Below are 26,058 nucleotides of genomic sequence, written 5' to 3'. Positions count from 1 at the left end.
ATACCGCGCGGTGATGCTCACACCGACGTGATGTTGGGTCAGCGGAGCATCACCGCGCGAAATCGGCAGGGTCAGGACTTGTGCTGGACTTTCTCGCCGCACTTGGTCTCGAGCTCGCGTACCCGCTTGCTCAGCTCCTCGATCTTGAGCACGCGACGGTCCGGAATCATGATGAGGGGTAGATCCTCGAGCCGCGCGGTTACCCGCTCCGGCGCACTCTTGCCCCAGTGCGTGGCAACCAGTTGGTCGTTGTCATCGCCCCAGGAACCGAAGTACAGCAACTCTTTCGGAGGTTCGGGCTTGACGAATTCGGCTACGAATTCCTTGTACGGCTTGCCTCGCTTCAAGCGGTCCTGGCGCATTTGTGCGCGTAGCGCTGTGGTTTCTTCTTCGCGGACGACGAATGTGTCGGGTTCGTAGACGACGCCGTACAGTTCGCCGGCCACCTTGTCCGAGATCCGCGCGAGCTGCAGGTCAGCCATGACCAGTTCTGGATCTCGCTCGAGGATGTCCCCGTATCCGCCGCCGGAGCCTTGGCTGATCATGTACAGCTCGCCTTCCTTGGCGACATCGAACTGCAACCCCATGTGGCCGGTCAGGTATTTGCCGCCCTCGTAGGGCTGTTCGTTCATCACCCGTTCGATCGACAAGTCGAACTGTGATGGGTCCTTGCGGATGATGTCGTAGATATTGATGTTCTTGACCATCGACAACGGATAGGTGGGGCATCCGTAGCCACCGAACATTCCGCTCACCGACGAAAACTTCGAGCCGGAAGTGACGGTCATGAATCCCCAGCTGGGGGTGCCGCGTGAAGCGACAATCATTTCGTAGCCCATGCCGCCGCGGTACTTTCCGAAGCCCTGATTGTCTGTGACCAGTCGCTTACTGACCAGTTGCAGGAACGGGACTTCTTCTTCCATGACTTCTTGCTCGGCGATGTCGGCCATTGCACAGAACATTGGTGCTACGCCGTCTTCGCCGTCTCGGAATGCCTTGGCGCCGCCGCCCATTCCGTTCAGATCGGCACAGAGGTTGCCGACCTGCTCACTGTGCTGCGTGGTTCCGCCCCACAGGAAGTCGTTGATCTGGTTGAACCAGGGGGCGATCACGTTCGAGTACTTGGTGGGGGAGGAGAACTGAAGTTTCGCGTACGCGGTCTGTAGGGCAGAGAATCCGCGGAACGAGGCTTGGAGCGACTGTCCGACGGGTGCGTCGTATCCGGCGTCGGCCCAGGTGTGTTCCTCGGAAATGACCTCGATGGGGGAGAGGGCGCCGGTGCTGCGGGGGAGGTCCGGCCACCAGTACGACAGAATCGCTTGCGTCATGAACGATTTGGTCGAGCCGAGGGGGGAGTTGATCGCCCGGTTGAGGATCTCCGGCCCGGTACCCGTCAGGTCGACGGTCATCGTGTCACCCTTGATGGTGATCTTGCAGGCGAACTTGATCAGAATGTTTTCTTTGAGGGTCGAATCGACGAACTGGTTGAAGGTGACGGTGCCGTCCGGAAGATCCGAAATGCGGCGCCGTACCTCGGCTTCCACGTTCTCGACGGTGGTGCGAAGAGTAGAGACGAATGCTTCTTCACCGACTTCGTCGATGAGGCGGTCGACGGTGTCCATCACTCTGCTGACGGCGCCCATCTTGACCTTGATGTCGGCGAGCATCAGTTTGGGGTCACGTGTCGAGTGCTGGAGGAAGGTCAACAGATCGCGGCGCAGTCGCCCGCCTTCGACGATCTTGATCGGCGATGCGCGCAGCCCGTCGTCGAAGGGCGTTTCGGAGCCTGACGGCATGCCGCCGGGTTCGCAGGCACCGTTTTCACCTTCGTGGATGGTGGCCCCTACCCAGGCGATGATCCGGTCGTCTCGCATGACGGGTACCAGCATCGATTGGTCGGTGTTGTGCACCATGCCGAACCGGGAATCGTTGTGGAAGAAGCCGTCTCCGGGCCGGATCCCGACTGTCGGTTCGTCTTTCCAGTTCTTCATGATGTAGCGAATCGGGTGGTGCAACACTGCGGAGAAGGCGATGACGCCGCGGTTGGAAAGGTAGCTGACATCGCCTTCGGCTGTGTAGACGGCGACGGAGAGGTCAGCCCATTTTGCGCCGGGTGCCGCGCCCATGCTTTCGCACATCTCGAAGGCCTCGTCCAGTGCGCCTGCGAGGCGTTTGCGGATGCGGTCGGCTTCGATCGGATCGGTATCCGATGTCATGCAATAGCTTTCGTGCGCTGTGCGCGGCGCGATCTGGTGATGACGCATGATGTCGGGGTCGGGTCCGAGGAAGAGGGTGGTCTCGTCCATGAACTTGTCGACCCACTGCTGCTCTTGCTCGCTGAGTTGCTGGGTCCCGTCGCGGTCTGCGGATGGCCCGGTGCCGTTGTCTAAAATCGTCATGATGTTTTCAGGCTCCTTAGTAAGAACTGTGGTTTGATTCGACTGCTCGTCAGTCTTTGAGGAGCCAGACGGCGCCTTGCACTGTCGGCTCGAGTCGCCAGCCCGGTTCGACCAGGTAAGTGGTGCTTTCTGTCGTCACGATGGCGGGGCCGGCGATCACGTACGCGTGGTGGAGGGCGTTCTCGTCGTAGACCGGGGTCTGGACAGGTTCGCTGATGTCGGTGAAATGCACTTTGCGGGTGGTCACAGGTGCCGGGGTTGCGCGGTCACCGCCGGCGTCGATGGAATCGAATTTGACGACGTCGCCGTCGATGTAGGAGGCGACGCGCAAGGTCTGTACGCGGACACCGGCTTCGGGGGCCTGGGTGCCTTCGCCGTACCGTTGGCCGAAGATTTCGGCGAACGTTTTGATCAGGTACAGCACATCGGCGACACCGTTGACTCGGTTGATGTCGAAAGAGACTGCGGTGGTGACCAACTGGTTGCCGTAACGCATGTCCATCTCGAGTCGGTACTTGACGTCGCTGCGGTTGTAGCCCTGACGGACCAGGTCCTCGGCGCCCTTGGCTTCAAGCTCGCCGATGTAGGTGTTGAGCTGTTCGTACTGGTCGTAGATGGTTCGCTCGCGAGGTTCGTAGAGCACGATGTACGCGCTCCGTTCGTGGATGTGGAGGGGCTTCATGTTGCCCGCGCCCAGGGCGGAGAAAACTGATGCGAACGGGGGGAAGAGGATCTTGCTGATTCCGGCCTTGGATGCGATCCCGCAGGCGTGCAGCGGGCCGTTGCCGCCGTACGCGAGCATGGTGTAGTCCTCGACGAGACCGCCACGCGAGCGCAATTCCTTCTCGATGCCGATGGCCATCTGCTCGTCGACGGTGCGCTTGATGACCTTCGCAACGTCGACAGCGTCCATGTCGAGCTCGTCGGAGAGATTTTCGTCGATCGCATAGGTAGAGCGCTTCTTGTTGAGCGCGATGTAGCCGTTGGCGTAATTCTCGGGGTCGAGGTATCCGAGCACCAAATCGGCGTCAGTGACCGTCACCTGCAAACCGCCGCGGTCGTAGCAGGCGGGGCCGGGGTCCGAACCTGCCGATTCGGGGCCGATCTGCACCGAATTGTGGATCCTGTCGAAAGAAGCGATCGAGCCGCCGCCGGCGCCGAGGGTGTTGAGATGGATCATCGGGACCGACACCAGCCAGCGGCCGATGGTCGGCTGGAAATCGTAGTGCCGAACTCCGCCTTCGGGGACCAGGCCGATGTCGAACGATGTTCCTCCCATGTCCATCGATACGACGTCACCGATTCCGGTGGTTTCCGCCAAGTGTTGTGCCCCACCGACTCCGGCGATCGGGCCTGAGTGGATAGTCTGGAGCGCATCGGTCGAGTTCGGCTGGGCCATGCCGCCGGAATTGTGAATGACCAGCATCGGCTTCTCGTACCCGGAGTCACGCAGATTGCTCGACAGTTGGTTGAGCGCGTGGAACATCGTCTCGTGGAGGAAGGCGTCGACAATCGTCGATGTTGCTCGCACGTATTCGCCTTTTCGGCCCGATACCTGACTGCTGAGCAGAACGGGGATCGCGCCGAGCTGGTGCGTGGGGTATTCATCAAGGATGATTTCGAGGATCTGTTGCTCGTGGGCGGAGTTCTCGGTGGCGTTGGTCAGCGCCACGACGATGGCTTCGGCGCCGTTGTCCACCAACTCGCGAACCTGCTGACGAACATCGTCGACCATCAGTGGAACGAGGATCTCGCCGACAGCGTCGACCCGTTCCTTGACGGATCGAACCAGGTGACGCGGCACTAGAGGATCCGGTCGTTGGGCGTCTGCCATGTCACCTTGTTTGATGCCGTCGAGGCCCTCGCCGTAGCCGCGGCCACGGGAGAGGTGGATCGTGTCTTCGAATCCGTGTGTCACCAGAGCGGCAACCTTGGGGCCTTTGCCTTCGATGAGTGCGTTGGTGCCGAGGGTGGTGGCGTAGCGGACCGAGTCGACCTCGCGTAGAGCGTCACTGCGGCTGACGCCGGCGCGTGAGCATGCCAAATCGAGTGCTTCGTTGAAGCCGAGGGCCAGGTTGTGGTGGGTGGTCAACGCCTTCGCTTCGACGTAAATGTCGTCCCAGACAAAGAAGCAGTCGCTGAATGTTCCACCGATGTCAACAGAAATGCGTTTCATGAAAGTCTCCTTCGATCCGGGGTCAGCGCTGAGCGTGTGAATGGGAGTGCGAATGCGAAGTGCGAGGTTCGGAGATGGCGTTCTCGCCGGGCCCGTAGTTGATCAGTGTTTCCGGATCGCCGTCGCGGTCGGCCCACTGCTTCTTGAGTGCGTCGATGTCCCAGATCATGTCGACGGTCGGTGGGTGTCCGGGTGGGGTGTATTCGGTTTCGATCTGCGTACCGCACCCCGGGCAATAGAATTCGAGGATGCGGCAGAACAACGGATCCGGGGCGAAGGTGTACTCGTATTTCTCCGGATCGAGAATTGAGGGGTGAATCTCGCGGGGTCTCGGTCGTAGACCAGAGTGCCTTCTTTGTAGTTCCCCCGAGCATTGCCCAGGTCGTGCTGGCAGACCCGGCAGAGCCACCGCTCGGAGTCGAGATCGATCGCAAGATATTCGGTCATGGGGATACGCATGATGTTCGTTACCTTCGTGTCGAGAAATGTCGATGTGATCGTTCGGGCGGTACCGCCGGGCCCGATTACACGGTGTCGGTCAGGATGAGGTCACCGGAATTGGAGACCTCCAGGTTCCAGCCGGTCGGGACTTGAGCTGTGAAAAACTGCCCCTCGACAATGGCCGGACCGGATGCGACCGCACCTGCGATCTGCTGATCGAGTAGATAGACAGGTAGTTCCTCGACCAGCGTGGGGGAGGTGCGGACCGATCTCGCCAGCGTCGACACCGCCGGCGTCTTCTTCTTGGGAGACCCGCCCTTGACAACCGAATGGGGGAGTTCCCGTGTCACTTTCAGTGCGAGGATGGTCGTGTTTCCCGCGGTAGAACTGACATCGAGATCATGCTCGAACTGGGTGCGCGCCGCCATCCCATCCGCGTCCTCGACTACAGAGGTCCACTCCAACGAGCACTCTGCGGTGTCGTATCCTTCTTGGAACATGTCTCGTGTTGCGCGGGAACGTAATTCGTTTCTCGCTGCGTCGATTTGCTCAGGGGTGCAGTCGGTGATGTTGGTTTCGTAGGACTGGGAGATGTCGGAGAAACTGATACCGTACGCGGAGAACACCGCGGCCAGTCTCGGGACGAGTACCCGGCGCACTCCGGCGATTCGTGCGGCATCACACGCACTCATCGGGCCGCCGCCGCCGAACGCGGCCACAGTTGTCGTCTCAGCGCTTTCGACGGAAGAGGCGAACGATTCCGATACCTTCGCCGCATAGGCCGATGCCATCTCGAGCAGGGCTTCTTCGACAGTGAGCCCCAGAGGCTCGGCGATGCTCTCAGTGATCACGGCGCGGGATCGTTCGGCGTCGAGAAACATTTCACCGTCGAGGTAGGTGTCGGGATCGAGAACACCCAAGAGCAAATTGACGTCGGTGATGGTGGCCTTCTTGCCGCCGAAACCGAAGCATGCGGGTCCGGGGGACGCGCCGACGCTTTCCGGGCTGACTACGATCCGGCCGTTCTCTACCGCAATGATGGAACTGCCCCCGACTCCTGTGGAGTGAACGTCACTGAGCTCGTACGAGACAGGAACACCGGCGATATGACCCCGGCGTTCGGTGGCGATGGCATAGTTCTTCACCGTCCCTACATCGGTGGTAGTTCCGCCTACGTCGATCATGAGCACATGGGGAAGCTCGTACGCTTGGGCAAGTGCGCGTGTGCCTTCGAGCCCTCCGCGAGGTCCGGAAGAATAGGTCTTGAGTGCCACGGACTTCGCGACCCGCGAGGACGCCCCGTCATTGCGGTAGATGAGGAGCGGGTTCTTGATCTTGTAGGTGCGTAGGCGTCGTTCGGCGCTGTAGAGGAAGCGTTCTACGGTGGGGTGGAGGAACGAGTTGATGATGCCGGACCAGATTCGGCGTGATCGAAGTTCGTCGGAGGCGAATTCCCAGCTGAAGAGAACGGGGACTGACCCGAGGAGATGTCTCGGGAAGCTCTCGAGAATGATCCGTTTGAACAGCGCCTCACGGCCTTTGGTCTTCGCCGCGAGGATCAGCCGTTCCGCACCCGCTGTCGTCAACCTGTTGATCTCCGCGACCAATGTCGTGGTCAAGGCGTCGGCATCGAGCTCGTCCGAGACCACCGAGGTGCGGGGACCGACAAGGTCGTCTAAGAGTGATGCAGACTCTGCGTCGGTGCGCAAGGCTATAGTAAAAAGCCTGGAAGAGAATGATGGAAACAGAATGCGTACAGCAAAGAGCCTCGGAATTGCTCGATCATCGCTGTATCGAAAAATGAAAATCTATAAGATATGAAACGAAACACCTGTGGCATTAAGCCTGAATGCACCGATGTGCTGATTCAGTCGGTGCGACTTCTGTTGCGGGGCATAGTGCGGTTGTGGGCATAGATGATCACCCGATCGCATGTGTCGGAATGTGCGTTCGGTGACCGCGACATCGATGTGTTCCTCGTCGGTGAACACTGCCTCGCGTCGCGCTTTCTGCTTGACGTCGCGCGGGTCAGCAGCGCCCTTTTGATGGCGTACACCCGGGGTTGCCGGACCGGCCACGATGCCCGAGTGTGACCTGCTGGATCCGCTGCCGGCACACGGTGTGTCTCGGCGGCGAGGTGCACGACATGGAACGGGTCCATCACCCTCTTGGCCTGCGGTAATACGTCCTTCGCGGCGGAGTGGTAGCCTGTGAACTCGTCCATCGAGACGACCTTCACCCGGTCCCGAAACGCCTGATCACGATCACGGTCACGAAGCTCGGATTACCCTGCCCGCGAACGTGTTTCCGCTTGTGCTCGTCCGCACCCAAAGGCTCGCACCCTGTCGAGGTGACCGGACTGGTCGTAGACCACATGCCGGACCGTGGACAGAGCCGGGAAGTTTACCACGTCCCAACTCAACCCCAACGCTGCAGCCGCCGCCGAAACGGATGTCTTGTCGCAGGCGAGTCGTTCGAGGATTTAGCCGGTGGTGCGGCGACCACGAGGAGAGTGCGGGTGACGTGGTCGCGGAGCCGACCGGGCTGGCCGCACGTTGGGCAGGTCGGGTCGTGTTCGACGGGCCGGCAGTCGATGTGGGTGAGGTGTTCTGCGACGGCGGCGCCGGTGATAGTGACGCCGAGTTCGACGGTTCTGCAGATGGTGTCGGCGACAAGGTTAGTAGTCTGGTCCATGGGTCCTGTGATGTGTTCGGATTCGGGCTCGGAACCTTCCTCCTCGTATCCCAGGACCCTCTACATCTTTTGCCTCACTTGATCACCGGTGGATCGACTCATGCACTCCAGATCCGGAAGAGCCAGATTCTCTCGTGTGGTAACGGTGCATGGAGGACCTCTGTGTCAGGTATCGCCCCAGTGACAAAGGAAAGTCGGGCGGGGTGAGAATGGAGTAAGGCAATGAGCGCTCAAGAGAGCGGCGCGGCGACTCGAACGCGAAACAAGAACTACAACCTGATCCGCTTCGTCGAAGCGTCGTTGAGCAAAGCATTGTGTATGCAGACCTCCATCGAGGATACCGAGCGTGACGGGTACCCTTAAGTGGCAGGTCTGTTCCGCAAAGCTCAAAGCGAGGCCGCCCCGAGTAGAAGTTGCTTCTCGACAGGCTCGCTCTGTCGGTCACGTGAGGTTCGTTCATTATCGGTTCGTCTGGGTCGAAGGGCGTCGTGGGAAGATCTCCTTGATGGGCGCGCGCGGCCTCGTCGCCGGTATCGATATCGTTCGTCCCAACGACACTTACCCAAAAGAATTTCAGAATGAGGAAGACCACGCCGAGTAGTTGCGGTGATACCTCACCGATAGCTCCCTGCCACGGACCCGGTACGCGAGCACCAGTTGGTCCATCTACCTCAGAGCGAGAGAAGGCGCTTCATAGCGCATTCGATCGGTGCGGGTGAGCCTGGCTGTACTTCAGGGGATCTTTCGATCTCCTGAACCTGCCACCGTGGCCGGGCCTAAACGCGGCGCAAATCTGTACGGGTTGCTCTTGTTTAACCCTCTGGGGCGGCCATGATCGTGGGTTTGTCAGGCGCGGGCACGGGTGCCTACTGTTCTTGTCCGTCCAGTTCCGGGTTCGCTTCGAGTGGTTCGAAGTATCGGGGGTTGGGGTTGGTGAGGGCTCTGACGATGTCGCCGTATCCGAGAACGCGGGCAGGCGGTCCTTGGTAGATCATTTCCTCTGTTCCGATGTAGCGAAAGCGCATGACGGGCTCCTGCAGGTGAAGTGTTCGGGATGATCTGGCGGGGTGACTGCGATACGGTCCGGAGTCTGTCGAGTTGTGCGGTGTCGGAACGAACTTCGGTGTAATACCCTGCGCAGGGTCACGGCTTTTCGTGCGGCCACTACTGCGGGTCGAGGTGGTGCTGTTCCGTGGCGGTGCACCGGTGGTCGGGTTCTCATCGCTGGAGCCTGGTGTGAAGCGCGGAGACCGTGATAGCTGCTCCGACGTGCTCGGAGACCGTTCGCACGAGGGTGCGATCGGTGATGTCCGGTAGGAAGCGGTGCGCGGCGGTGCGCGAGTGCAGAGCGCGTGCCGATGCGGCGATCAGATTCGGGGTCATCATGGTGATGCGGTGACCGCAGCCTGCACTGAGCAGGCCCGCGAGCGGCAACGACGAGTATTCGAAGGGATCTGCTGGCGGGCGAATGCACCGAAGAGGTGAGATCGATTTCTCGGTGGTGGACAAGTCGATCAACACATCGCACTGTTCGATGATCCGGCGGGTGTCCTCGCGTGTTGAGTTGGTGGTATCGATGTCGGTGACGGTGCCGATGCCGCACTGGGTCAGCACATCTTCGAGTAGTGGCGCGTGCCGGGACTGCGAAATGTAGACAGTCGCCATCCACGGCCACACGCCTTGCCTGTCGAGGGCGGTCAGCGTCAGGGCCGCGAGTGACGCGGTCATGGTCTCGTTGTCCGCGATGACGAGGGGGCCGTGATGTGCAGCCACTTCGTGCTGAACGATCGCGGTCCCGTAGGGCGGCAGTCCGATCAGGAATACGGTCTCGACGTGATCCGGGAGCGCGAGAATGGTTTCGACCAACCGCGGAACGTCGTTGAACGAGAGTGCGGTGTGCTCCGCGCGTAGTGCGGTGCGGTAGCGGATGAGCGCGGCGTATCCCTCACCCCAGGTCCTGCGGTTGCGGTGCAATCTACGCAGGAGACTCCACATCGGATCTGTCGTGATCACAACAACTTTCCCGCCGGCCGGCAGCATCGGATTCGTGGCGTGTTGTCGGTTGGGTGCGTCGAGGTCGGGGTGATCAGCGGTCATGTTGTCCTGAGGTGGTGTGTTCTCGCCGCGTGCGGACAGTCGCTCGCTGCGGCAGGGAAGGTGCCGGTCCGTCATGGCTGCTGCGGCAAGGGCCGGCCGTGGAGGAAAGCGATCAACAGAGCGTTGACCTCCTCGGGTCGCTCGAGGTAGCCGAAGTGACCGCACTGGGCGATTTGTTCGTATCGGGCACCGGGGATGGCTGCGGCGACTTCGATGCCCTGCGCCGGCGGGGTCAAGCGGTCGTCACCGAATCCGATGACGGGGGTCGGTGCTTGGATCGCGGCGAGATCGGTCAGTCGATTGTGGGATCGATCCATCGCGGTCTGGGCGCGGACACCGGCAGAGGTGGTGGTGGGGGCGGAGTATTCGAAGATGTCGAGCCATTCCTGGGCCTTCTGCGGATCGGCGAGGGTGTGCGGGGAGAGGTTCAGCACCGCGCTGATGGCCGCGGTGTAGGAAGGGGGCAAGTCGATCCCTGCCTGGTGGAGGGCCTTTTGTCCGCGGTTGAGGGCGGCTTCGACGGGGTGTGGTCGGCCGGTGGCGGCGAGCATGATCGCTTTGGCGAGCAGTTCGGGGCGGGTGATCGCCAGCTCTTGTACTACTCGTGAGCCCAGTGATGTGCCGATCACGTGGGCGGGTCCGCCGAGATGTTCGATCAGTGCCGCTGCGTCGGCGGCGAGGTCGGCGATGCTCATCCCGTCGATTCCGGCCATGCTCGAGATTCCGCGGTTGTCCATCGTGACGACTTCGAAGCCGGCTTTCACCAGTGCAGGAACCTGGTAGGTGTTCCATACTCGGCCGGGGCTGCCGGCTCCCATGATCAGCAGTACACGCGGGCCGGAGCCGGTGACGACGTAGTTGACGGGAACATGGTTGAGGGTGACGGTCGGCATGGGTCCTGTTTTCGTGAGGTGGGTCAAGGGCGAGCGAAGACGAGAGCGGTGTTGTGTCCTCCGAAGCCGAAGGAATTGTTGACGGCATAGTCGACGGGGCCGATGCGCGGCGCTGTCGTGACCACGTCGAGGTCGATCCTCGGGTCGAGCGTGTCGAGGTTGAGTGTGGGGGGAATGACGCCGTCGCGGACGGCGAGGACGGTGAGAACCGCTTCGAGCGCTCCGACGGCTCCGACGGAGTGCCCGAGGGCAGATTTCGGGGCGTAGATCGCCGCGTGTGTGCCGACCGCTGTGGTGATGGCCTGTGCTTCGGCGATGTCGCCGGCCGGGGTGGCGGTGGCGTGGGCATTGACGTGGGTGATGTCGGCGGGTGTCAGCCCGGCTCGCTGAATGGCGTGGGTCATCGCGCGAGCGGCTCCGCGGCCGGTGGGGTCGGGAGCGACAAGATGGTAACCGTCGGAGGTGGTACCGCAGCCGAGCAGACGCGCATGGATCGTCGCACCGCGTGCGAGGGCATGCGTCTCGGTTTCGAGGACCATCAGCGCTCCGGCCTCGCCGAAGACGAAACCGTCCCGGTCCTTGTCGAACGGACGCGACGCACCGGCAGGGTCGGCATTGTTCGAGCTCAGCGCGCGCATCGTGGCGAAGCTGGCGATGGAAAACGAATCGATGCGGCCTTCGACTCCGCCGGCGACGACCATGTCGGCGTCACCCATCGCAATCATCCGGTAAGCCTGCGCGATGGCTTCCGCGCCTGACGAGCATGCCGACACCGGGGTCATCACCCCGCCGCGGGCGCCGAGTTCGAGGCCCACCGTCGCGGAGGGGCGGTTGGGCATGACCATCTGCACTGCGAAGGGGGACACTTTGCGGTAGCCGCCGGTTCTGAGCCGGTCGACCGCATCGATCAGGGTGTCGCCGCCTCCGAGTCCGGTGCCGATGACCACAGCCAGACGATCCCTGTCGACGTCGGGTGAGCCCGCGTCGATCCATGCCGTGCGAGCGAGTGTCAACGCGACCCGCGCCGGCCAACTCATCCGCCGGATCTCCACCCGGGTGAGGGCATCGTCCGGAGAGACCTTCAAGTGACCGCCGATACGGACCGGCAGGTCGAATTCCTCGACGAACGAATCGTCGAGAAGACCGATTCCGCTCTCTCCCGCGAGGAGCGCCCTCCATGTGCCGGCGACGTCCCCGGCGACCGATGTGGTCGCTGCGAGGCTGGTGACGACGACGTTGGGTGCGCGGCCGAGCCAGGAGCGTGCCTCGGTGGTGCTCACCTGTCGCTGCTCGGCGCGGCGAGTTCGAGCGCTGCCGCAGCTTCGAGGGTGTGGATGTAGTCCACGACGTCGCCGACCGTGCGCAGACCCATCAGATCCTCGTCGGGAATTTTCACGCTGTACTTGTCTTCGGTCTGTACCGCGATTTCCACCATGGACAGTGAGTCGATACCGAGATCGTCGACGAAGGACGTGCCGATACCGATTTCGGACGGTTCGATTCCGGTGACCTCTTCGACGATCTGTGCGAGCTCGGTGACGATGGTTTCCTGCGTGCTGGCCATCAATGACGTCCCTTCGAATGAACGGGTGGTGTTCGGCTTCTGGTGCTCTCGGACAGGTAGGGCTAAGCTCACGCCATCTTGCCATAATATCTAGTTAAGAAGATTAGCAAGTAGCTGTGGTCAGGGATGCTTGCGACTCTCGGTGACCAACTCGGTCGCATGGGTTTGGTGAGCTCCGAGGGAAGCCGGGCATCTCGCCGGCTGATGGATGAAGGAACACACAATGCGCGATGCAGTGATCGTCGAAGCCGTGCGAACCCCTTTGGGTCGCCGTAACGGAGTGCTCTCGACCATTCATCCGGCCGATTTGTCGGCCCAGATTCTGGTGGGGCTGGCCGATCGCACCGGCCTCGATCCCGCAGTCGTCGACGATGTCATCTGGGGATGCGTCAGTCAGGCCGGTGAGCAGACCGGTGATATCGGACGGACCGCCGTATTGGCGGCCGGGTGGCCGCACACCGTCACCGGGGTGACCATCGACCGGCAGTGCGGGTCATCACAGCAGGCGGTGCATTTCGCTGCCGCAGGGTTGATTGCAGGCCAGTACGACGTGGTGGTCGCCGGTGGCGTCGAATCCATGAGCAGGGTTCCGATGGGATCCTCGTCCGGCGGGATGAATCCCCTGGGAGATTGGTTCTTGGCGCGCTATCACGGCGTCGCCCCCTCGCAAGGGGTCGGTGCGGAAATGATCGCCGAGCAGTGGGGTCTGTCGCGCCGTCAATGTGACGCTTTCGCGCTCGCCTCGCATGCGAAAGCCGCGCACGCGCAAGACGACGGATGCTTCGACGACCAGATCCTGCCGATCGTGCTCGCCAACGGCACCAAGATCGCCCGCGACGAGGGGATCCGCCGCGGCGGAACGCCGGAAACCCTGGCCGGGATCAAGACCGCGTTCTCCGACACCGGGGTGGTGACGGCGGGAAACAGTTCCCAGATTTCCGACGGTTCGGCCGCACTGTTGATGATGACCAGCGAGAAGGCCACGCAGTTGGGGCTGACACCGATCGTTCGAGTCCATACTGCCGTCCTGGCGGGCGCCGATCCGGTGATCATGCTGACCGCACCGATTCCGGCCACGGAGAAAGCCTTGTGGCGCAGCGGTTTGACGTTGTCCGATATCGGAGTTTTCGAGGTCAACGAAGCCTTTGCCACGGTGCCCCTTGCCTGGCTGGCCGAAACAGGGGCAGACCCGAAGCGGCTCAATCCGCACGGCGGAGCGATCGCATTAGGGCATCCCCTCGGTGGTAGTGGTGCACGCTTGATGACGACGATGATCCATCACATGCGAAACACACGAACGCGTTACGGATTGCAGACCATGTGTGAGGGCGGTGGGCAAGCGAACGCCACCATCCTCGAACTTCTCTGATCCAGTCGTATCCACGGCGGTGATCCTCGCCGAGCCTCTCAAGCGAGGATCACCCGAGCCGTCCCGACGTTCAGTGGGGGTATGTGAGCGGTGAAACGGGATAGAGGAGAGAGGAATACGAACATCAGACACGTCATCCGTCGTACGGTATTCGTCACGATATCGACCGCGGCGTTGGCGGCGCCGGCGGTGAAATTTCCTCCTCTGGTCCTGGTCTACGTCATCAGCGGTTCGCTACTGTTCTTCTCGCGATACCTCGACGACGATACCGACGCGCGCTCACTCGACAAGCGTGATTCCGGAACGGGAAAAGACCGTACCGACCGGACAACCACGTTCGTCGCCGTGCGCGAAAATCTTCGAAGACAATCTGGCGCACACATTTCGTCGGTGAGTATCTGTGACGGCGAATCTCCCAGACCGGACTCGTATCGACACGACCCGATGTGCCAACGCACGGAATGCGGCGGGCTAGATGCCGGTGACGACAATGCCTATCGCCGCGACAGCGATCATCACAAACCCGAAACACGCGAGCACCCACCGCCGACAGCGCCGGTATGGCGATGCCGTGCAAGCCAGAGCAGCGTAGGGCGCGGCAACTGCGAGGCCCAGGACCGCGAGAACGGCGAAGACCACATGTACCCGGATCATGGACACGAGAATTCCTCACCGCGCCGTAGCCTCGCCTGGGTTGTCATGCTTTCTTGACGAACTCGGATTTCAGTTGCATCGACCCGATTCCGGCGATTTTGCATTCGATATTGTGGTTGTCGGCACCGTCGACCAGGCGTATGTTACGCACCTTGGTTCCAGCTTTTATTCCTGTCGGACTGCCTTTGACTTTCAAGTTCTTCACAACGGTGACCGCGTCCCCGTCGGAAAGCTCATTTCCGACGGAGTCGACAACGATGGACCGGTCGACAATCTGCGATCCCTGGTGAGATATCCATTCGTGAGCACATTCGGGGCACACGCAGTGCGCCCCCATCTCGTAACTGTATTCGCTGGAGCATTGTGGGCACGGCGGCAGTGCATTGTTCACGGGGGCCATCCTCTTCCTTGTTCGGCATACTGATTCTTCGATTCGTGACACGTCTCGCCGGGTTCACGGCGCTGAGGCAGAGTCGACGTGCCCGCCACCGGCCGCGATACACCGACGAAACCTTGCCCGGGTTCTGGTGACTCGTCGGCCGTGCACACGTGGACGCTTACGCCTTGGGGACGCGGATGATGAGTGCGTCGCCTTGTCCGCCGCCGCCGCAGAGTGCGGCTGCGCCGATGCCGCCGCCGCGGCGTTGCAGTTCGAGGGCGAGGTGCAGGGCGATGCGGGCGCCGGACATGCCGAGGGGGTGTCCGACGGCGATGGCGCCGCCGTTGACGTTGACCTTGGCGGGGTCGAGGCCGAGTTCGCGGGTGGAGGCGATCCCGACGGCGGCGAACGCTTCGTTGATTTCGACGAGGTCGAGGTCGGTGGGGTCGATGCCTTCCTTGGCGCAGGCCTTGGCGATGGCGCGGGCGGGTTGGGACTGGAGGGTGGAGTCGGGTCCGGCGACGACGCCGTGGGCGCCGATTTCCGCGATCCAGGTCAGGCCGAGTTCTTCGGCTTTGGTTTTGCTCATCACGATCACGGCGGCGGCGCCGTCGGAGATCGGGGAGGCGGAGCCGGCGGTGATGGTGCCGTCCTTGCTGAACGCGGGACGCAGTTTGCCGAGGGATTCGGTGGTGGTGTCGGCGCGGATGCCTTCGTCCTGCGCGAAGACGATCGGCTCGCCCTTGCGTTGGGGGATGGAGACGGGGACTACTTCGTTGTCGAAGTAGCCGTCTTTCCAGGCGCGGGCCGCGTTCTGGTGTGAGGCGGCGGCGAAGGCGTCCTGCTCGGCGCGGGTGATGTGGGTGGTTTCTTGTTGGTTGACTTGTTCGGTGAGCAGGCCCATGGCCTGGTCGGTGAAGATGTCGTGGAGGCCGTCGTAGGCCATGTGGTCGCGGAGGGTGACGTCGCCGTATTTGAAGCCTTCGCGGCTTTTTTCGAGCATGTGGGGTGCGCGGGACATCGATTCCTGCCCGCCGGCGACGACGATGTCGAATTCGCCGGCGCGGATGAGTTGGTCGGCGAGGGCGATGGCGTCGATGCCGGAGAGGCACACTTTGTTGATGCTCAGGGCGGGGACGTTCATGGGGATGCCGGCGGCGACGGCGGCTTGGCGGGCGGGCATCTGGCCGGCGCCGGCGGTGAGGACCTGTCCCATGATGACGTAGTCGACTTGTTCGGGGGCGACTCCGGACTTGTCGAGGGCGCCTTTGATGGCGATGCCGCCGAGGTCGGACCCGGAGAGGTCTTTCAACGATCCGAGGAGTCGACCCATCGGGGTACGAGCTCCCGCAACAATCACAGTGGTCGTGTTCAACGCGTTCTCCAGTCTTTTGCGACGGTCTCGGGGGTCGATTGCCGAGACCGCGTCGGTGAAATGGCCTGTTATCGGATGTTGTCGTGCGTCTGTTCAGGCAGTGAGGATGTAGAACACTGCGGTCATCGCCAGCACCACAGCGGCAGCGGATGCCATCGCCGCGGTCAGGGAGGGAAGGGGCGGATTCATCGGATCATTCGCCGTCAACGGCCGCGCTGTCATGGGCGGTAGCGGGATTCGTAGGCCTGCTTTTCCTCGTCCATTTTCTTTTTCTCGTGCACGTCGAGGAGCGCGGGGCTCAATCCGTGGCTGACCAGACGGTGCCGCAGGTAGATCTTTTTCAAGGCGAGAAGGAAATAGACGAAGGGCAGGAAGAGCAGGAGCACCATGCTGATCCGGATGATCCAGGGGCCGGGGATCAGCAACAGCCCCAGCAGGATCGGCAGCAAGGGGACGATGCACCGTGTCGCGTAGCGGCGGGCGGCGCCGGGGCCGGTGATGTCCTCGATCACCCACGGAATGAACTCGTCCGGCAGGGTGCGTCCGGCGAGGTACTTGAGGTGCTGGGCGAAGGTGGGATGTGCGATGGTTCCGTTCTGGGACATGGTGTTTCATTCCTCGATGTTCATCGATAGGTACTGGTTCCTCGGAAGCACCAGCATGCGGGCGTATTCGATGGCGCGTGGTGTGTCGGAGAAGATGTGTCGGCGTTCGCTGTCGGAGGTGGTGAAGACACCGAGGGCTTTCAGTGGCCGGAGGTGGTCCGGTTTCATACCGGAAATCAAGACGGTGATATGGCGGTGTTCGAGTTTGTCGATGGCGTCCTTGAGGACGATGGCGCCGGTGGCATCGATCGCGGTCACCCGTGACATGCGCAAGATGACGACCTTGACGTCGGAGACGTCCGCCAATTCGAGCAGGAAGCGGTGAGCGGCGGCGAAGAACAAGGCGCCGTCGATGCGGTAGGCGACGATGTGTTCACGGAGCAGTTCGTGTTCTTCGCTCTGGTGCCCGTCGTCATCGAGTGGGACTTGTTCGATCTTGGCCGATTTCGCCACTGCGCGCAGTGCCAGGATCGCGGCGAATGCGACACCGACCGCGACCGCGGTGACGAGGTCGAGTGCGACGGTGACCAGGAACGTTGCGCCCATGACCGCGGTGTCGGCTCGGGTGGCGCGCGCGATGGCGATGATCGAGGCTGTTTCGACCATGCGCACGGTGGTGGCCAGCAGTACCCCGGCGAGAGCGGCCAGGGGTATCTCGGCGACCATGGTCGATGCCAGGTAGACGATCGCGGCCAAGATGACGGCATGGGTGAGTGCGGCGAGGCGACTGCGCGCGCCGGAGCGAACGTTGACGGCCGTGCGAGCGATGGCGCCGGTGGCCGGGACGCCGCCGAACAGGGGTGCGGCGATGTTCGCCAACCCCTGTCCGAACAATTCCCGGTCGGGATTGTGGCGGGTCCCGACTCCCATCGAATCCGCCGCGGTCGCCGACAGAAGTGATTCGAGGGCGGCCAGCGCGGCCACTGCCAGGGCCGGGGCCACCAGCGAGGTCAGATCCCCTAGATGCAGAAAGTTCAGTGTGGGTGCGGCGATGCCGGAGGGGATTTCACCGATGCGGGCGATGTCGAGGTGCAGCAGTTGCGCGGCCAACGTCGCGACAGCCACGGCGACGAGCGAGAACGGAACCTTGGGGAAGTAGCGTCCGCCGACGAGGATGGCGACGGCCACCGCGAGCGCTGTTGCCGGGGTGAGAATCGAGGGGTGCGCGACGAATTTGGCGACCGCGTCCGCTGCGCTGCGCCACACCTTGTCCCCTTCGGCGTCGGTGATACCCAGAGCGGCCGGGATCTGTTGGAGGGCGATGACCACGGCGATACCAGCGGTGAACCCTTCGATGACCGGTGCCGGCATGAAACGCACGGCCCGCCCCACTCCGGCGAACGCCAACACCACCAGCACGATGCCGGCGATCAACCCGACCGCCAGGACACCGGATCCGCCGTATTCGTGAACGATGGGAACCAGGACCACGGTCATGGCCCCGGTCGGCCCGGACACCTGGAACCGGGAGCCGCCGAAGACAGCGGCGACGGCGCCGGCGACGACAGCTGTGGTCAGCCCGGCCGCCGCCCCGAGCCCGGTGGAGATGCCGAATCCCAAGGCCAGCGGAAGAGCGACCAGTGCCACGATCAGGCCGGCCAGCAGATCCGCGCCGGGTGCGCGCAGCGACGAACTCCATTCGCTCCATCGCGGCAACAGGTCCCGTACGGCCTGGGCAGCGCGGCCGAGCGAGTTCTGCGGGGACGGAGTGGAATTCGGTGCGGGCGTAGCGGTCATAAGGTTCCTCGGTACTGCGAGAAGAAAGTGGAAGCCTGTCTGGTTACTTGCTAATATTAGCAAGTAACCAGATGAAGGGAGCGGTGATGCGTGTAACACCACTGCGCGGACTGCTGAGCGCGCCGTTGCTGCAGTGCCGCGAATGTGCCAGGTTGTGCCGTCGGTCCGCGGTGACGCCGGGCGGAAACGTGTGCCCATGGTGTGGGGAGCGGGCGTTGTCGACGGCTGTCCTGGGCTCCCCGCTGCGCTCGTCGAGTTGACGGCGCTCTGGGTGGGAGATCACCACGTTCGGTCTCACGTCAGAAGATCCCGATCCGGGAGGTTGAGGGGCAACTTGACCGGATCGGGACCTTCGGTGAGGGCCTCCAGCGCGAGAGACTCGACGTGAGATGCGCTGGCAGCCCTGCTCGGGGGTCAGCAGTCGTCGGCGCGGGTGCGCACACGCCGGAAATGCGTGTCGCGGGACGGGGCCTCGTCGGTGAGTTCGTAATCGAATGTCGACAGTCGTTGACGCAAGGCACGCAACTCTTCACGCAGCGCGTCGGGGAGTCTGTTGCCGCCGATCGTGGCGTACCACTGATCGATGAGGGGAAGTTCGGCCGCCCACTCCGCCGGGTCGACCTTCAACGCAGCGGCAATGGTGGGGCGATGAAGGTCGAGTCCGGTCAGATCCAAGGCATCGAGGGTCGGAACGTGACCGATCGGGGTCGCCTCGGAGTCACCGGTTCCGTCGACGCGTTCGAGCGCCCACTTGAGAATCCGCGAGTTTTCTCCGAAGCCGGGCCACAGGAACTCGTCGTGGTCGCCGCGGCGAAACCAGTTCACGTAGAAGATCTTCGGCAACTTCGAGGAATCGGTGCGCGCGCCGATATCGAGCCAGTGCTGGAAATAGTCCCCGACGTGGTAGCCCAGGAACGGCAACATTGCCATCGGGTCGCGGCGTACCACCCCGACGGCGCCGGCTGCGGCGGCCGTGGTCTCCGAGGAGAGTGTCGAACCGAGGAAGACGCCGTGCTGCCAGTCGAAGGATTCGGTGATCAACGGCATGGTGGTGGCGCGCCGGCCTCCGAAGAAGATCGCCGAGATCGGAACCCCTGCCGGGTCGTTCCATTCCGGCGCCACTGTCGGGCACTGTGCGATCGGGGTGCAATAACGTGAATTCGGGTGTGCGGCCGGTGTTCCCGATTTCGGAGTCCACTCGCGCTGTTGCCAATCGAGGAGATGCGCCGGGGGCTGTTTGGTCATCCCTTCCCACCACACGTCGCCGTCGTCGGTCAGGGCGACGTTGGTGAAGATGGAGTTCCCTTTCTCGATCGTCGCCATGGCATGTGGGTTCGTCGCGGTGCTGGTACCGGGGGCGACACCGAAGAAACCGGCTTCGGGATTGACGGCGTAGAGTCGGCCGTCGTCACCGAACCGCATCCAGGCGATGTCGTCACCGATCGTTTCCGCGGTCCACCCCTCGAGCGTGGGATCGAGCATCGCCATGTTCGTCTTACCGCACGAGGACGGGAATGCCGCGGCGATGTAGTGCACCACCTCGTCCGGGGAGGTGAGCTTGAGGATGAGCATGTGCTCTGCCAGCCAACCCTCGTCTTTGGCCATTTTCGACGCGATCCGCAAGGAGTAGCACTTTTTCCCCAGCAGCGCGTTGCCACCGTAGCCCGAACCGTAGCTCCAGATGATGCGTTCTTCGGGGAAGTGGGAAATGTACTTGGTGTGATCGCACGGCCACGGGACGTCGACCTGCCCGTCGTAGAGGGGTGCGCCGACCGAGTGCAGGCATTTGACGTACTCGACATCTGCGGCCAGCGCTTCCCAGGCCGGTGTCCCGGATCGGGTCATGATCTGCATCGACACGGCGACGTATTCGGAGTCCGTGATCTGGATCCCGAATTTCGGTTCCGGGGCATCGAGGGGCCCCATACAGAACGCGATGACATACATCGTGCGCCCCGACATCGCGCCGCGGTAGTGCTCGGTCATGACCGTTTTCATGTCGAGCGGGTCCATCCAATTGTTCGTCGGACCGGCAGCCTCGCGTGACTGGGAACAGATGAACGTCCTGTCCTCGACCCGGGCGACGTCCTCGGGATCGGAGACACACCGGAACGAGTTCGGCTTGCGGTCCAGGCGCACGAACGTGCCTTTGTCGACGAGCAGATCGGTCAGGCGATCCCATTCGGCGCCGGACCCGTCACACCAGACCACCTCTCGCGGTGAGGTCAGGTCCTCGACCTCGGCCACCCAGGCCGCGATGTCGGCACGAAGCGCGCCGAGACGAATCGGGTCGGAGTCGATATGGGTTGTCACTGTGTTCTCCTGACATGTGTTCGGTGCGCGGTACGCACCTGTCCGAGCGGGATAGACGGGAAATACGATCAGTGCAGGTGGGTGCTGTATGGAGGGGCGTGGCCGAGAGATTTGGTGACCTGCCTGGCGATGGAGGAGAGCAGCATCCGCTCGTCCGCGGACGGGAGAGTGCACCCCACAGGGGTGATCAACGCCAGTGAGCGCGCGCAGGCAGCGATCATCTCGGCGGTCAGAACCGTGACGCCATGGCCGCAGAGGACACCGAGCAATCCGGGAAGAACGACCGCGCCGTGATCGAAAGTGTCACCAGGCATGCTCACCACTTGCCGCGCGGGCACCGAATCGCCCACGCAGCCATCGAGATCGACGAGAACATCGTTGTGTTCCATCAGTCGGCGCAGCGGAAACTGGTGCGCATCACTCGCACGCCAGCTGCTGATACCGGCGACACCGGACATCAACAACGTCGGCCCGAGCATCGGAGCTCGATGGGCCCCGGTGATCATCACTTGCCCTACCCGCGGCCCCACGACGAGGTTCCGCAGCGCCGAAATCGTCATCGCGGTCAATGTTGCTGTCACGACGTCGATCTCGGTGACGACCAGCGGGCCGCCACGCTCGGCGACCCCGTGCTGCACGGCTGTGGCAGCATTCGCGTCCAGTCCGCCGACGAAGGCAGCGGAGATCCGCGGTCGCAGGCTCAGTACACGGGCGATCACGGTGTTGACGTCCGCCGTCGCCAAGGGCAACCGAACTGCGTGCAGTGCAGTCCGGTCGCAGATCATGGCGGCGTAGTCCTCCATCGCCTCCCACGGTGACCGCGTCCTGACCGCGGCGCGATGCGATCGGGCCGCCGCAACTCCCACCACCGCGACATCGCCGCGGCTCAAGACTGCACTGTTCGGATGGACGTCGTTGGTCGTCACCGCACGCCACCTCTTTCGAATCGATCAACCGGTCGTCCGGTTACCAGTTCTACAATGTACGTACTTTAGCAATTTCGCAACTGGTGGATAAGTGCAGGAACTAGTCCTGCATGATGTGCGCCCTACCGTGCCTTACCGGCCAGAGCGGGCGGCTCCGGAATCTCCTCGACCAGCATTTCGGCCTGGCCGGCGACCATCCCGGTCAAGATGGCGCGCGCCGTGGTCAACAAATCGGCGACACGCGGCGACGTCAGAGCGTATGAGACGGACAACCCTTCCCGCCGCGCAGTCACCAGACCTGCTCGACGCAGAATGGACAGTTGCTGCGACAGATTGGCCGGCTCGATCCCTACCTCGGGAAGCATCTCCGAGACGGCATGCTCACGCTCGCTCAAGAGCTCGAGGACGCGAATACGTGCGGGGTGTCCCAGCGTCTTGAAGAAATCGGCCTTCATCTGATAAAGCGGCTGGCGCGAGTTCACAACCACGACGCCTCCTGTCACTCGAGTCGGATCGGCGGCATGCGCGTAGGTGTGGCGCGCCGCTGTCCTGCCCCTGCGAATCGAGCGCAGAAGCTCCCACCGGTTGTGGTACTTGCGAATCTTAGCAATTTGCGTGGGTATTCGTCGGCGCAGAGCGGGAAGTGTCGGCCATGGCGAAGACTCAAAGCACAACATGTTTCAGAAAAGGGGCGTCAGTGATTTGAAACATGTTGTGGTATAGCTTTATTCGTCGCCCTGAAAAGGACAAACACGTTCTAATAATTTTTGCTACTCGAGGAGGTACGACAACACATGGGAAATCCTGTGATCGTGGAAGCGGTACGCACTCCCATCGGAAAGCGCGGAGGATGGCTCTCGGGTCTGCACGCCGCCGAACTGCTGGGAGCCGCTCAACGAGGGCTACTCGATCGTGCGGGACTCGATCCGATGCTCGTCGAACAAGTCATCGGGGGGTGCGTCACGCAGGCTGGCGAACAGTCCAACAACGTGACGCGGACCGCATGGCTGCATGCCGGTCTTCCCTGGCAGACCGGGTGTACCACCATCGACTGCCAATGCGGTTCCGCCCAACAGTCGACCCATCTGATCGCCGGTCTGATCGCCACCGATGCGCTCGACGTCGGGATCGGCTGTGGCGTCGAAGCGATGAGCCGGGTGCCCCTCGGCGCCAATGTCGGTGTGCATGCCGGACCTCGTCGTCCTGCCTCCTGGAACATCGACATGCCCGATCAATTCGAGGCCGCCGAACGCATCGCCCGTCGTCGCAATCTGACCCGGGCCGACATCGAAGCCTTCGGTGTGCACTCGCAGGTGAAAGCGCACCGCGCGTGGGCGGAGCACCGTTTCGACACCGAAGTGCTGCCTGTTGGATTCGAGTTTTTTAGGCCTTTCGCTAAACGGGCTTCTGCGAGTGATTTGCGTAGCCGGTCTTGGCGTTCTCATGGGAGTCGAAGGTGAGCTGATCGGTCGACCGATACAGGTGATGTCTGCGCCCTATCGAGCAGTGCCGAGATGCTCGGAAATATCCGAACCCAGCGATGACGAATCGATTTGCACTTGGGGGGTTCGCTGGGTTGAGTTTCGAAAAGTATTTGGCCACTGCATGTGTGGGGGATCACTGCATGTGTGGGTAATGACGCTAAGGGTGCATGCAGGGGAGTCGACCGCACAAGGTCCTGGAGGGATTCAGGACCTTTCGGCCTAGGGACTGGTGCTACCAACTAGAGTGTTCTTTACTCCGAGCTTCTCTGCGAAGAGGTGTCGCTGGACGATCCATCCGGCGACGCTGAGCGCGATCCACGCGGCCGTGGCGAAGATCTGTTGCCAGCCTGGCTGTGGGCTTCGGAGGAATTCGAGCGCGTCCGTGGTCCGTCCCAGCCCGTTGAGGATCATGCTTGCACCTCCGATGGAGGTGAGCCACAGTAGTGCTCGGGCGCGGTATTTGTCTGCCAGGAAGGCTGCGGCGACCGCGACGGCGAGTATGACGATCGCACTCAAAGCCCAGTCGTTGTCTCCGGGTTGAAGCACGTCGGCGGTGCGGGCGCCGGCCATCGCGCCGGCGAGCCCGCCGATGAAGTAGGCGGAGAACTTGAAGACGAGAGTGGTCACGATCCAGGCGCTGACAGCGCCGATGAGTCCGAACAGCAGCAGCGCAGTCAGTGAGGCGTGGAAGAGGTCCGCCATCATCCAGCCGAGCCCGAAACCGATGGCCAACACACCCAGGTGCAGGGAGCGGATGCCGTAGAAGCAGAGCAGGAGCCCGACCAGTAGGACCGCGATTCCGTTCATGTTCACTCCTTGATCGGTGCAGGTCTGCGGATGGTGGCGACAGGACCGGGTCAGACCAAGTTCAGCGAGGTGACCGGTGTCGATTGGTCATTCACGAACCCCTCGCCCGGGAGTCTTCGCCGTTACGCAGAATCCCGGGTGAGGAGTGCGGGTTAGCTCGGCCGTTCCGGGGTGACGATCGCGAAGTTCTTGTCACCTGGTTCGAGCACCGCTGCCAGGCGGCCGAGAACAGAGGCGTCGCCGCTGATTTCGATGCCCGCGTCCGCGAGTCCATCGGCAGAGAGTCCTCCGAGTGCCAAGGCAGGTAGGGCTCGTTTGGTCGTGGTCAGTGTGGCGTCGGCGGAGCCCTTCTGATTGTGAGCGGTGTAGGTGAGCACGCCGTTGGCAAGTCGTAGTCGGTAGCGTTCGTCCACGTCGGTGAGCACGATGTCGATGGATAGTCGCTCGTCCCACGCCTCGGGGCCGTTGACTTGAATGGCGATGGCGTCGAAGAGCATCGCCGGGGTCAGTTGGCCGACGACGTCGGGCGCGGCGGTTTCGGTCGGGGTGCCGAACTGGCCGTCACGCAGTTCTGTGGTACCGGAGAGATACCAGTTGCGCCAGGTACCGTTTTCGGCACCGTAGCCGAGTTGCTCGTAGGCGTCGGCCAGCAGCGCTTTTGCTCCGGCGTGGTCAGGTTCCGCGAACACAACGTGATTGAGTACCTGTGCGACCCAACGGTAATCGCCGGCGTCGAACGAGTCGCGGGCTTTCGTGACGACCGCGTCGACACCACCCATGAATTCGACGTATCGAATGGATTGTTCGACCGGTGTGTGTTCCCACAGACTGGCCGGATTACCGTCGAACCAGCCGATGTAGCGCTGATAGATCGCTTTGACGTTATGGCTGATCGAACCGTAGTAACCTTTTGCGCTCCAGGCATTCTCGAGCGAGGGTGGCAACTGGATCCGCTCGGCGATTTCAGGTCCGGTGAGGCCCTGGTTGATCATGCGCAGCGTCTGATCGTGCACATAGGCGTACAGATCGCGCTGGGTAGACAGGAAGTCGACGACACGTTCCTTGCCCCAGGTCGGCCAGTGGTGCGAGGCGAAGACGACTTCGACGTCGTCACCGAACATGTCGATGGTTTCAGTGAGGTACTGCGACCAGCCGTGGGGATCACGCACGACGGCGCCTCTCAAGGTCAGCAGATTGTGGAAGGTGTGGGTCGCGTCTTCGGCGGCGCACAGCGCCTTGAAATCGGGGAGGTAGATCAACATCTCCGAGGGCGCTTCGGTATCCGGCGCCATTTGGTAGACGAGGCGCACGCCGTCGATGGTGTCCTCGTGTCCGGTGGTGGTGACGATGTCGGTGGGAGCGATGAGCGTGACGGTTCCGATGGACACGGTCTGTCCCAATCCGCCGCCAACCTGTCCCTGTGGGCCGCGGGCCAGTGCAGCGCCGTACATGTAGCCGGCGCGTCGCCCCATCGCGGTTCCCGCGTAGACGTTCTCGGAGACGGCGTGTTCGACGAATCCTTCCGGTGCAATGATTTTCACCGCCCCGGAGTCAACTTCCTCTTGCGAGACGAAACCTTTGACACCCCCGAAATGGTCGACGTGCGAGTGGGTGTAGATGATCGCTTTGATCGGCCGGTCGCCGCGATGTTCTCGATAGAGTTCGAGGGCAGCTTTACCTGTTTCGGCGCAGAGCAAGGTGTCGATGACGATGACCCCCTCGTCACCTTCGATGAAGGAGGTATTCGACAAGTCCATTCCGCGGACCTGATAGATGCCCGGGACTACTTCGAACAATCCGGCGATGGCAACGAGTTGGGATTGCCGCCACAGACTCGGATTGACGGTGTCGGGTGCGTCGCCTTGCAGGAACGAATAGGTGTCGTTGTCCCAGAGGACGGTTCCGTCCTCGGCGGTGACCGCGTTCGGTTGGCGGCGGCCGACAAGGCCGCGGTGTGCGTCGTCGAAATCCTGCGTATCGGAGAACGGCAGACTCTCGAGGAGTGCCTTCTGCTGGCGGATGATTGACTCGGATGCCGCATTCGATGTCGTAGCCATACCGACAGTGTGGAGCGCGGTGGGCATGTTTCACTTCACCTGTTAGGGGTGATTGACGGCCGACGAAGTCTCGAACGGTGAAGTCGTG

At 62.4% G+C, this 26,058-nt stretch carries 23 protein-coding genes and 3 pseudogenes; 6 read left to right on the top strand and 20 right to left on the bottom strand.

Annotated features, from left to right (window positions below; translation table 11 throughout):
* Positions 1–71: 71 nt before the first annotated feature.
* The 4 genes and pseudogenes from A0W34_RS29915 to A0W34_RS29900 form a co-directional block, all read right to left on the bottom strand.
* Complete coding sequence (locus tag A0W34_RS29915; RefSeq protein WP_042926467.1) at positions 72–2,399, bottom strand: hydantoinase B/oxoprolinase family protein; 2,328 nt, start codon at positions 2,397–2,399, stop codon at positions 72–74.
* Positions 2,400–2,448: 49 nt separating this feature from the next.
* Entirely contained in the window at positions 2,449–4,575 is a 2,127-nt protein-coding gene (locus A0W34_RS29910; RefSeq protein ID WP_042926470.1) for a hydantoinase/oxoprolinase family protein, read from the bottom strand.
* 22 nt (positions 4,576–4,597) lie between these two features.
* Positions 4,598–5,034, bottom strand: a pseudogene (locus tag A0W34_RS29905) (acetone carboxylase subunit gamma).
* Between the two features lie 65 nt (positions 5,035–5,099).
* Positions 5,100–6,725 (bottom strand): hydantoinase/oxoprolinase family protein, encoded by a 1,626-nt coding sequence (locus tag A0W34_RS29900; protein ID WP_231917490.1) that lies wholly within the window; start codon positions 6,723–6,725, stop codon positions 5,100–5,102.
* 40 nt (positions 6,726–6,765) lie between these two features.
* Between A0W34_RS29900 and A0W34_RS33865 the strand changes: the two genes are divergently transcribed.
* Positions 6,766–6,837 carry a helix-turn-helix domain-containing protein gene (locus tag A0W34_RS33865; protein WP_408990032.1) on the top strand — a complete coding sequence of 24 codons (72 nt, stop codon included), beginning with the start codon at positions 6,766–6,768 and terminating at the stop codon, positions 6,835–6,837.
* A 199-nt stretch (positions 6,838–7,036) separates the two neighbouring features.
* Here A0W34_RS33865 and A0W34_RS33860 read toward each other — a convergent pair.
* Positions 7,037–7,710: pseudogene (locus tag A0W34_RS33860) on the bottom strand (transposase); the annotation flags it as partial.
* A gap of 222 nt (positions 7,711–7,932) precedes the next feature.
* On the opposite strand from A0W34_RS33860, the gene A0W34_RS33515 reads away from it, so the two are divergent.
* Positions 7,933–8,073 carry a hypothetical protein gene (locus A0W34_RS33515; RefSeq protein ID WP_231917508.1) on the top strand — a complete coding sequence of 47 codons (141 nt, stop codon included), beginning with the start codon at positions 7,933–7,935 and terminating at the stop codon, positions 8,071–8,073.
* A gap of 503 nt (positions 8,074–8,576) precedes the next feature.
* Here the strand turns inward: A0W34_RS33515 and A0W34_RS33255 are convergent.
* From A0W34_RS33255 to acpM, 5 genes are all read right to left on the bottom strand, one after another.
* The gene (locus A0W34_RS33255) at positions 8,577–8,735 is read right to left on the bottom strand and encodes a hypothetical protein (protein ID WP_167349918.1); all 159 of its coding nucleotides are present in this window, start codon (positions 8,733–8,735) and stop codon (positions 8,577–8,579) included.
* 193 nt (positions 8,736–8,928) lie between these two features.
* Positions 8,929–9,882: a hypothetical protein gene (locus A0W34_RS29875; protein WP_042926474.1), complete on the bottom strand. Its 954-nt coding sequence runs from the start codon at positions 9,880–9,882 to the stop codon at positions 8,929–8,931.
* Positions 9,879–10,700, bottom strand: coding sequence for an alpha/beta fold hydrolase (locus tag A0W34_RS29870; RefSeq protein WP_042926476.1), 822 nt, complete (start codon positions 10,698–10,700; stop codon positions 9,879–9,881). The genes A0W34_RS29875 and A0W34_RS29870 overlap by 4 nt, the downstream gene beginning before the upstream one ends.
* A gap of 23 nt (positions 10,701–10,723) precedes the next feature.
* Complete coding sequence (locus A0W34_RS29865) at positions 10,724–11,980, bottom strand: KasA/KasB family beta-ketoacyl-ACP synthase (RefSeq protein ID WP_042926479.1); 1,257 nt, start codon at positions 11,978–11,980, stop codon at positions 10,724–10,726.
* Complete coding sequence (gene acpM / locus A0W34_RS32910) at positions 11,977–12,264, bottom strand: meromycolate extension acyl carrier protein AcpM (protein ID WP_042926481.1); 288 nt, start codon at positions 12,262–12,264, stop codon at positions 11,977–11,979. Before acpM ends, A0W34_RS29865 begins: the two co-directional genes overlap by 4 nt.
* A 223-nt stretch (positions 12,265–12,487) precedes the next feature.
* On the opposite strand from acpM, the gene A0W34_RS29860 reads away from it, so the two are divergent.
* Both A0W34_RS29860 and A0W34_RS29855 read left to right on the top strand, forming a co-directional pair.
* Positions 12,488–13,633, top strand: a complete 1,146-nt coding sequence (locus tag A0W34_RS29860) for a thiolase family protein (protein ID WP_042926492.1) — start codon at positions 12,488–12,490, stop codon at positions 13,631–13,633.
* A 189-nt stretch (positions 13,634–13,822) separates the two neighbouring features.
* Positions 13,823–14,344, top strand: a complete 522-nt coding sequence (locus tag A0W34_RS29855) for a hypothetical protein (RefSeq protein WP_042926483.1) — start codon at positions 13,823–13,825, stop codon at positions 14,342–14,344.
* On the opposite strand, the gene A0W34_RS29850 is transcribed toward A0W34_RS29855, so the two are convergent.
* The 5 genes from A0W34_RS29850 to A0W34_RS29835 form a co-directional block, all read right to left on the bottom strand.
* On the bottom strand, positions 14,331–14,678 hold the full coding sequence (locus A0W34_RS29850; protein ID WP_042926495.1) for a zinc ribbon domain-containing protein YjdM: 348 nt from the start codon (positions 14,676–14,678) through the stop codon (positions 14,331–14,333). The genes A0W34_RS29855 and A0W34_RS29850 overlap by 14 nt on opposite strands.
* A gap of 166 nt (positions 14,679–14,844) precedes the next feature.
* Entirely contained in the window at positions 14,845–16,041 is a 1,197-nt protein-coding gene (locus tag A0W34_RS29845) for an acetyl-CoA C-acetyltransferase (RefSeq protein ID WP_042920147.1), read from the bottom strand.
* 93 nt (positions 16,042–16,134) lie between these two features.
* Entirely contained in the window at positions 16,135–16,263 is a 129-nt protein-coding gene (locus tag A0W34_RS33690; RefSeq protein ID WP_257784574.1) for a hypothetical protein, read from the bottom strand.
* Positions 16,260–16,646, bottom strand: a complete 387-nt coding sequence (locus tag A0W34_RS29840) for a DUF5313 family protein (protein WP_042920144.1) — start codon at positions 16,644–16,646, stop codon at positions 16,260–16,262. Before A0W34_RS29840 ends, A0W34_RS33690 begins: the two co-directional genes overlap by 4 nt.
* Before the next feature lie 6 nt (positions 16,647–16,652).
* Entirely contained in the window at positions 16,653–18,383 is a 1,731-nt protein-coding gene (locus A0W34_RS29835) for a SulP family inorganic anion transporter (RefSeq protein ID WP_042920142.1), read from the bottom strand.
* Between the two features lie 86 nt (positions 18,384–18,469).
* Between A0W34_RS29835 and A0W34_RS32905 the strand changes: the two genes are divergently transcribed.
* Entirely contained in the window at positions 18,470–18,643 is a 174-nt protein-coding gene (locus A0W34_RS32905; RefSeq protein WP_154606736.1) for a hypothetical protein, read from the top strand.
* Positions 18,644–18,797: 154 nt separating this feature from the next.
* Here A0W34_RS32905 and A0W34_RS29830 read toward each other — a convergent pair whose 3' ends face one another.
* From A0W34_RS29830 to A0W34_RS29820, 3 genes are all read right to left on the bottom strand, one after another.
* Entirely contained in the window at positions 18,798–20,696 is a 1,899-nt protein-coding gene (locus tag A0W34_RS29830) for a phosphoenolpyruvate carboxykinase (GTP) (protein ID WP_042920139.1), read from the bottom strand.
* 68 nt (positions 20,697–20,764) lie between these two features.
* Positions 20,765–21,622, bottom strand: coding sequence for a hypothetical protein (locus tag A0W34_RS29825; RefSeq protein WP_042920135.1), 858 nt, complete (start codon positions 21,620–21,622; stop codon positions 20,765–20,767).
* Between the two features lie 122 nt (positions 21,623–21,744).
* The gene (locus A0W34_RS29820; RefSeq protein WP_019747233.1) at positions 21,745–22,110 is read right to left on the bottom strand and encodes an ArsR/SmtB family transcription factor; all 366 of its coding nucleotides are present in this window, start codon (positions 22,108–22,110) and stop codon (positions 21,745–21,747) included.
* A 306-nt stretch (positions 22,111–22,416) separates the two neighbouring features.
* On the opposite strand from A0W34_RS29820, the pseudogene A0W34_RS29815 reads away from it, so the two are divergent.
* Positions 22,417–22,992, top strand: a pseudogene (locus A0W34_RS29815) (steroid 3-ketoacyl-CoA thiolase); the annotation flags it as partial.
* Positions 22,993–23,325: 333 nt separating this feature from the next.
* Here the strand turns inward: A0W34_RS29815 and A0W34_RS29810 are convergent.
* Together A0W34_RS29810 and A0W34_RS29805 are read right to left on the bottom strand one after the other, a co-directional pair.
* On the bottom strand, positions 23,326–23,913 hold the full coding sequence (locus tag A0W34_RS29810) for a DUF4203 domain-containing protein (protein ID WP_058228374.1): 588 nt from the start codon (positions 23,911–23,913) through the stop codon (positions 23,326–23,328).
* A 152-nt stretch (positions 23,914–24,065) separates the two neighbouring features.
* Positions 24,066–25,970: an alkyl/aryl-sulfatase gene (locus A0W34_RS29805; protein ID WP_042920323.1), complete on the bottom strand. Its 1,905-nt coding sequence runs from the start codon at positions 25,968–25,970 to the stop codon at positions 24,066–24,068.
* Positions 25,971–26,058: the final 88 nt, after the last annotated feature.

The organism is Rhodococcus sp. BH4, assembly GCF_002079265.1.
Taxonomy (GTDB): domain Bacteria; phylum Actinomycetota; class Actinomycetes; order Mycobacteriales; family Mycobacteriaceae; genus Rhodococcus_F; species Rhodococcus_F qingshengii.
The sequence above is the reverse complement of the archived record's forward strand: the minus strand, read 5'-3'. Positions and strand labels throughout refer to the sequence as shown.

Excerpts from the sequence above, each read along its gene's own strand:
- A0W34_RS29915 (WP_042926467.1), bottom strand. The coding sequence starts at position 2,399 with ATGACGATTTTAGACAACGGCACCGGGCCATCCGCAGACCGCGACGGG.
- A0W34_RS29910 (WP_042926470.1), bottom strand. The coding sequence starts at position 4,575 with ATGAAACGCATTTCTGTTGACATCGGTGGAACATTCAGCGACTGCTTC.
- A0W34_RS33515 (WP_231917508.1), top strand. The coding sequence starts at position 7,933 with ATGAGCGCTCAAGAGAGCGGCGCGGCGACTCGAACGCGAAACAAGAAC.
- A0W34_RS33255 (WP_167349918.1), bottom strand. The coding sequence starts at position 8,735 with ATGCGCTTTCGCTACATCGGAACAGAGGAAATGATCTACCAAGGACCG.
- A0W34_RS29875 (WP_042926474.1), bottom strand. The coding sequence starts at position 9,882 with ATGACGGACCGGCACCTTCCCTGCCGCAGCGAGCGACTGTCCGCACGC.
- A0W34_RS29870 (WP_042926476.1), bottom strand. The coding sequence starts at position 10,700 with ATGCCGACCGTCACCCTCAACCATGTTCCCGTCAACTACGTCGTCACC.
- acpM (WP_042926481.1), bottom strand. The coding sequence starts at position 12,264 with ATGGCCAGCACGCAGGAAACCATCGTCACCGAGCTCGCACAGATCGTC.
- A0W34_RS29860 (WP_042926492.1), top strand. The coding sequence starts at position 12,488 with ATGCGCGATGCAGTGATCGTCGAAGCCGTGCGAACCCCTTTGGGTCGC.
- A0W34_RS33690 (WP_257784574.1), bottom strand. The coding sequence starts at position 16,263 with ATGACAGCGCGGCCGTTGACGGCGAATGATCCGATGAATCCGCCCCTT.
- A0W34_RS29840 (WP_042920144.1), bottom strand. The coding sequence starts at position 16,646 with ATGTCCCAGAACGGAACCATCGCACATCCCACCTTCGCCCAGCACCTC.
- A0W34_RS29835 (WP_042920142.1), bottom strand. The coding sequence starts at position 18,383 with ATGACCGCTACGCCCGCACCGAATTCCACTCCGTCCCCGCAGAACTCG.
- A0W34_RS32905 (WP_154606736.1), top strand. The coding sequence starts at position 18,470 with ATGCGTGTAACACCACTGCGCGGACTGCTGAGCGCGCCGTTGCTGCAG.
- A0W34_RS29810 (WP_058228374.1), bottom strand. The coding sequence starts at position 23,913 with ATGAACGGAATCGCGGTCCTACTGGTCGGGCTCCTGCTCTGCTTCTAC.
- A0W34_RS29805 (WP_042920323.1), bottom strand. The coding sequence starts at position 25,970 with ATGGCTACGACATCGAATGCGGCATCCGAGTCAATCATCCGCCAGCAG.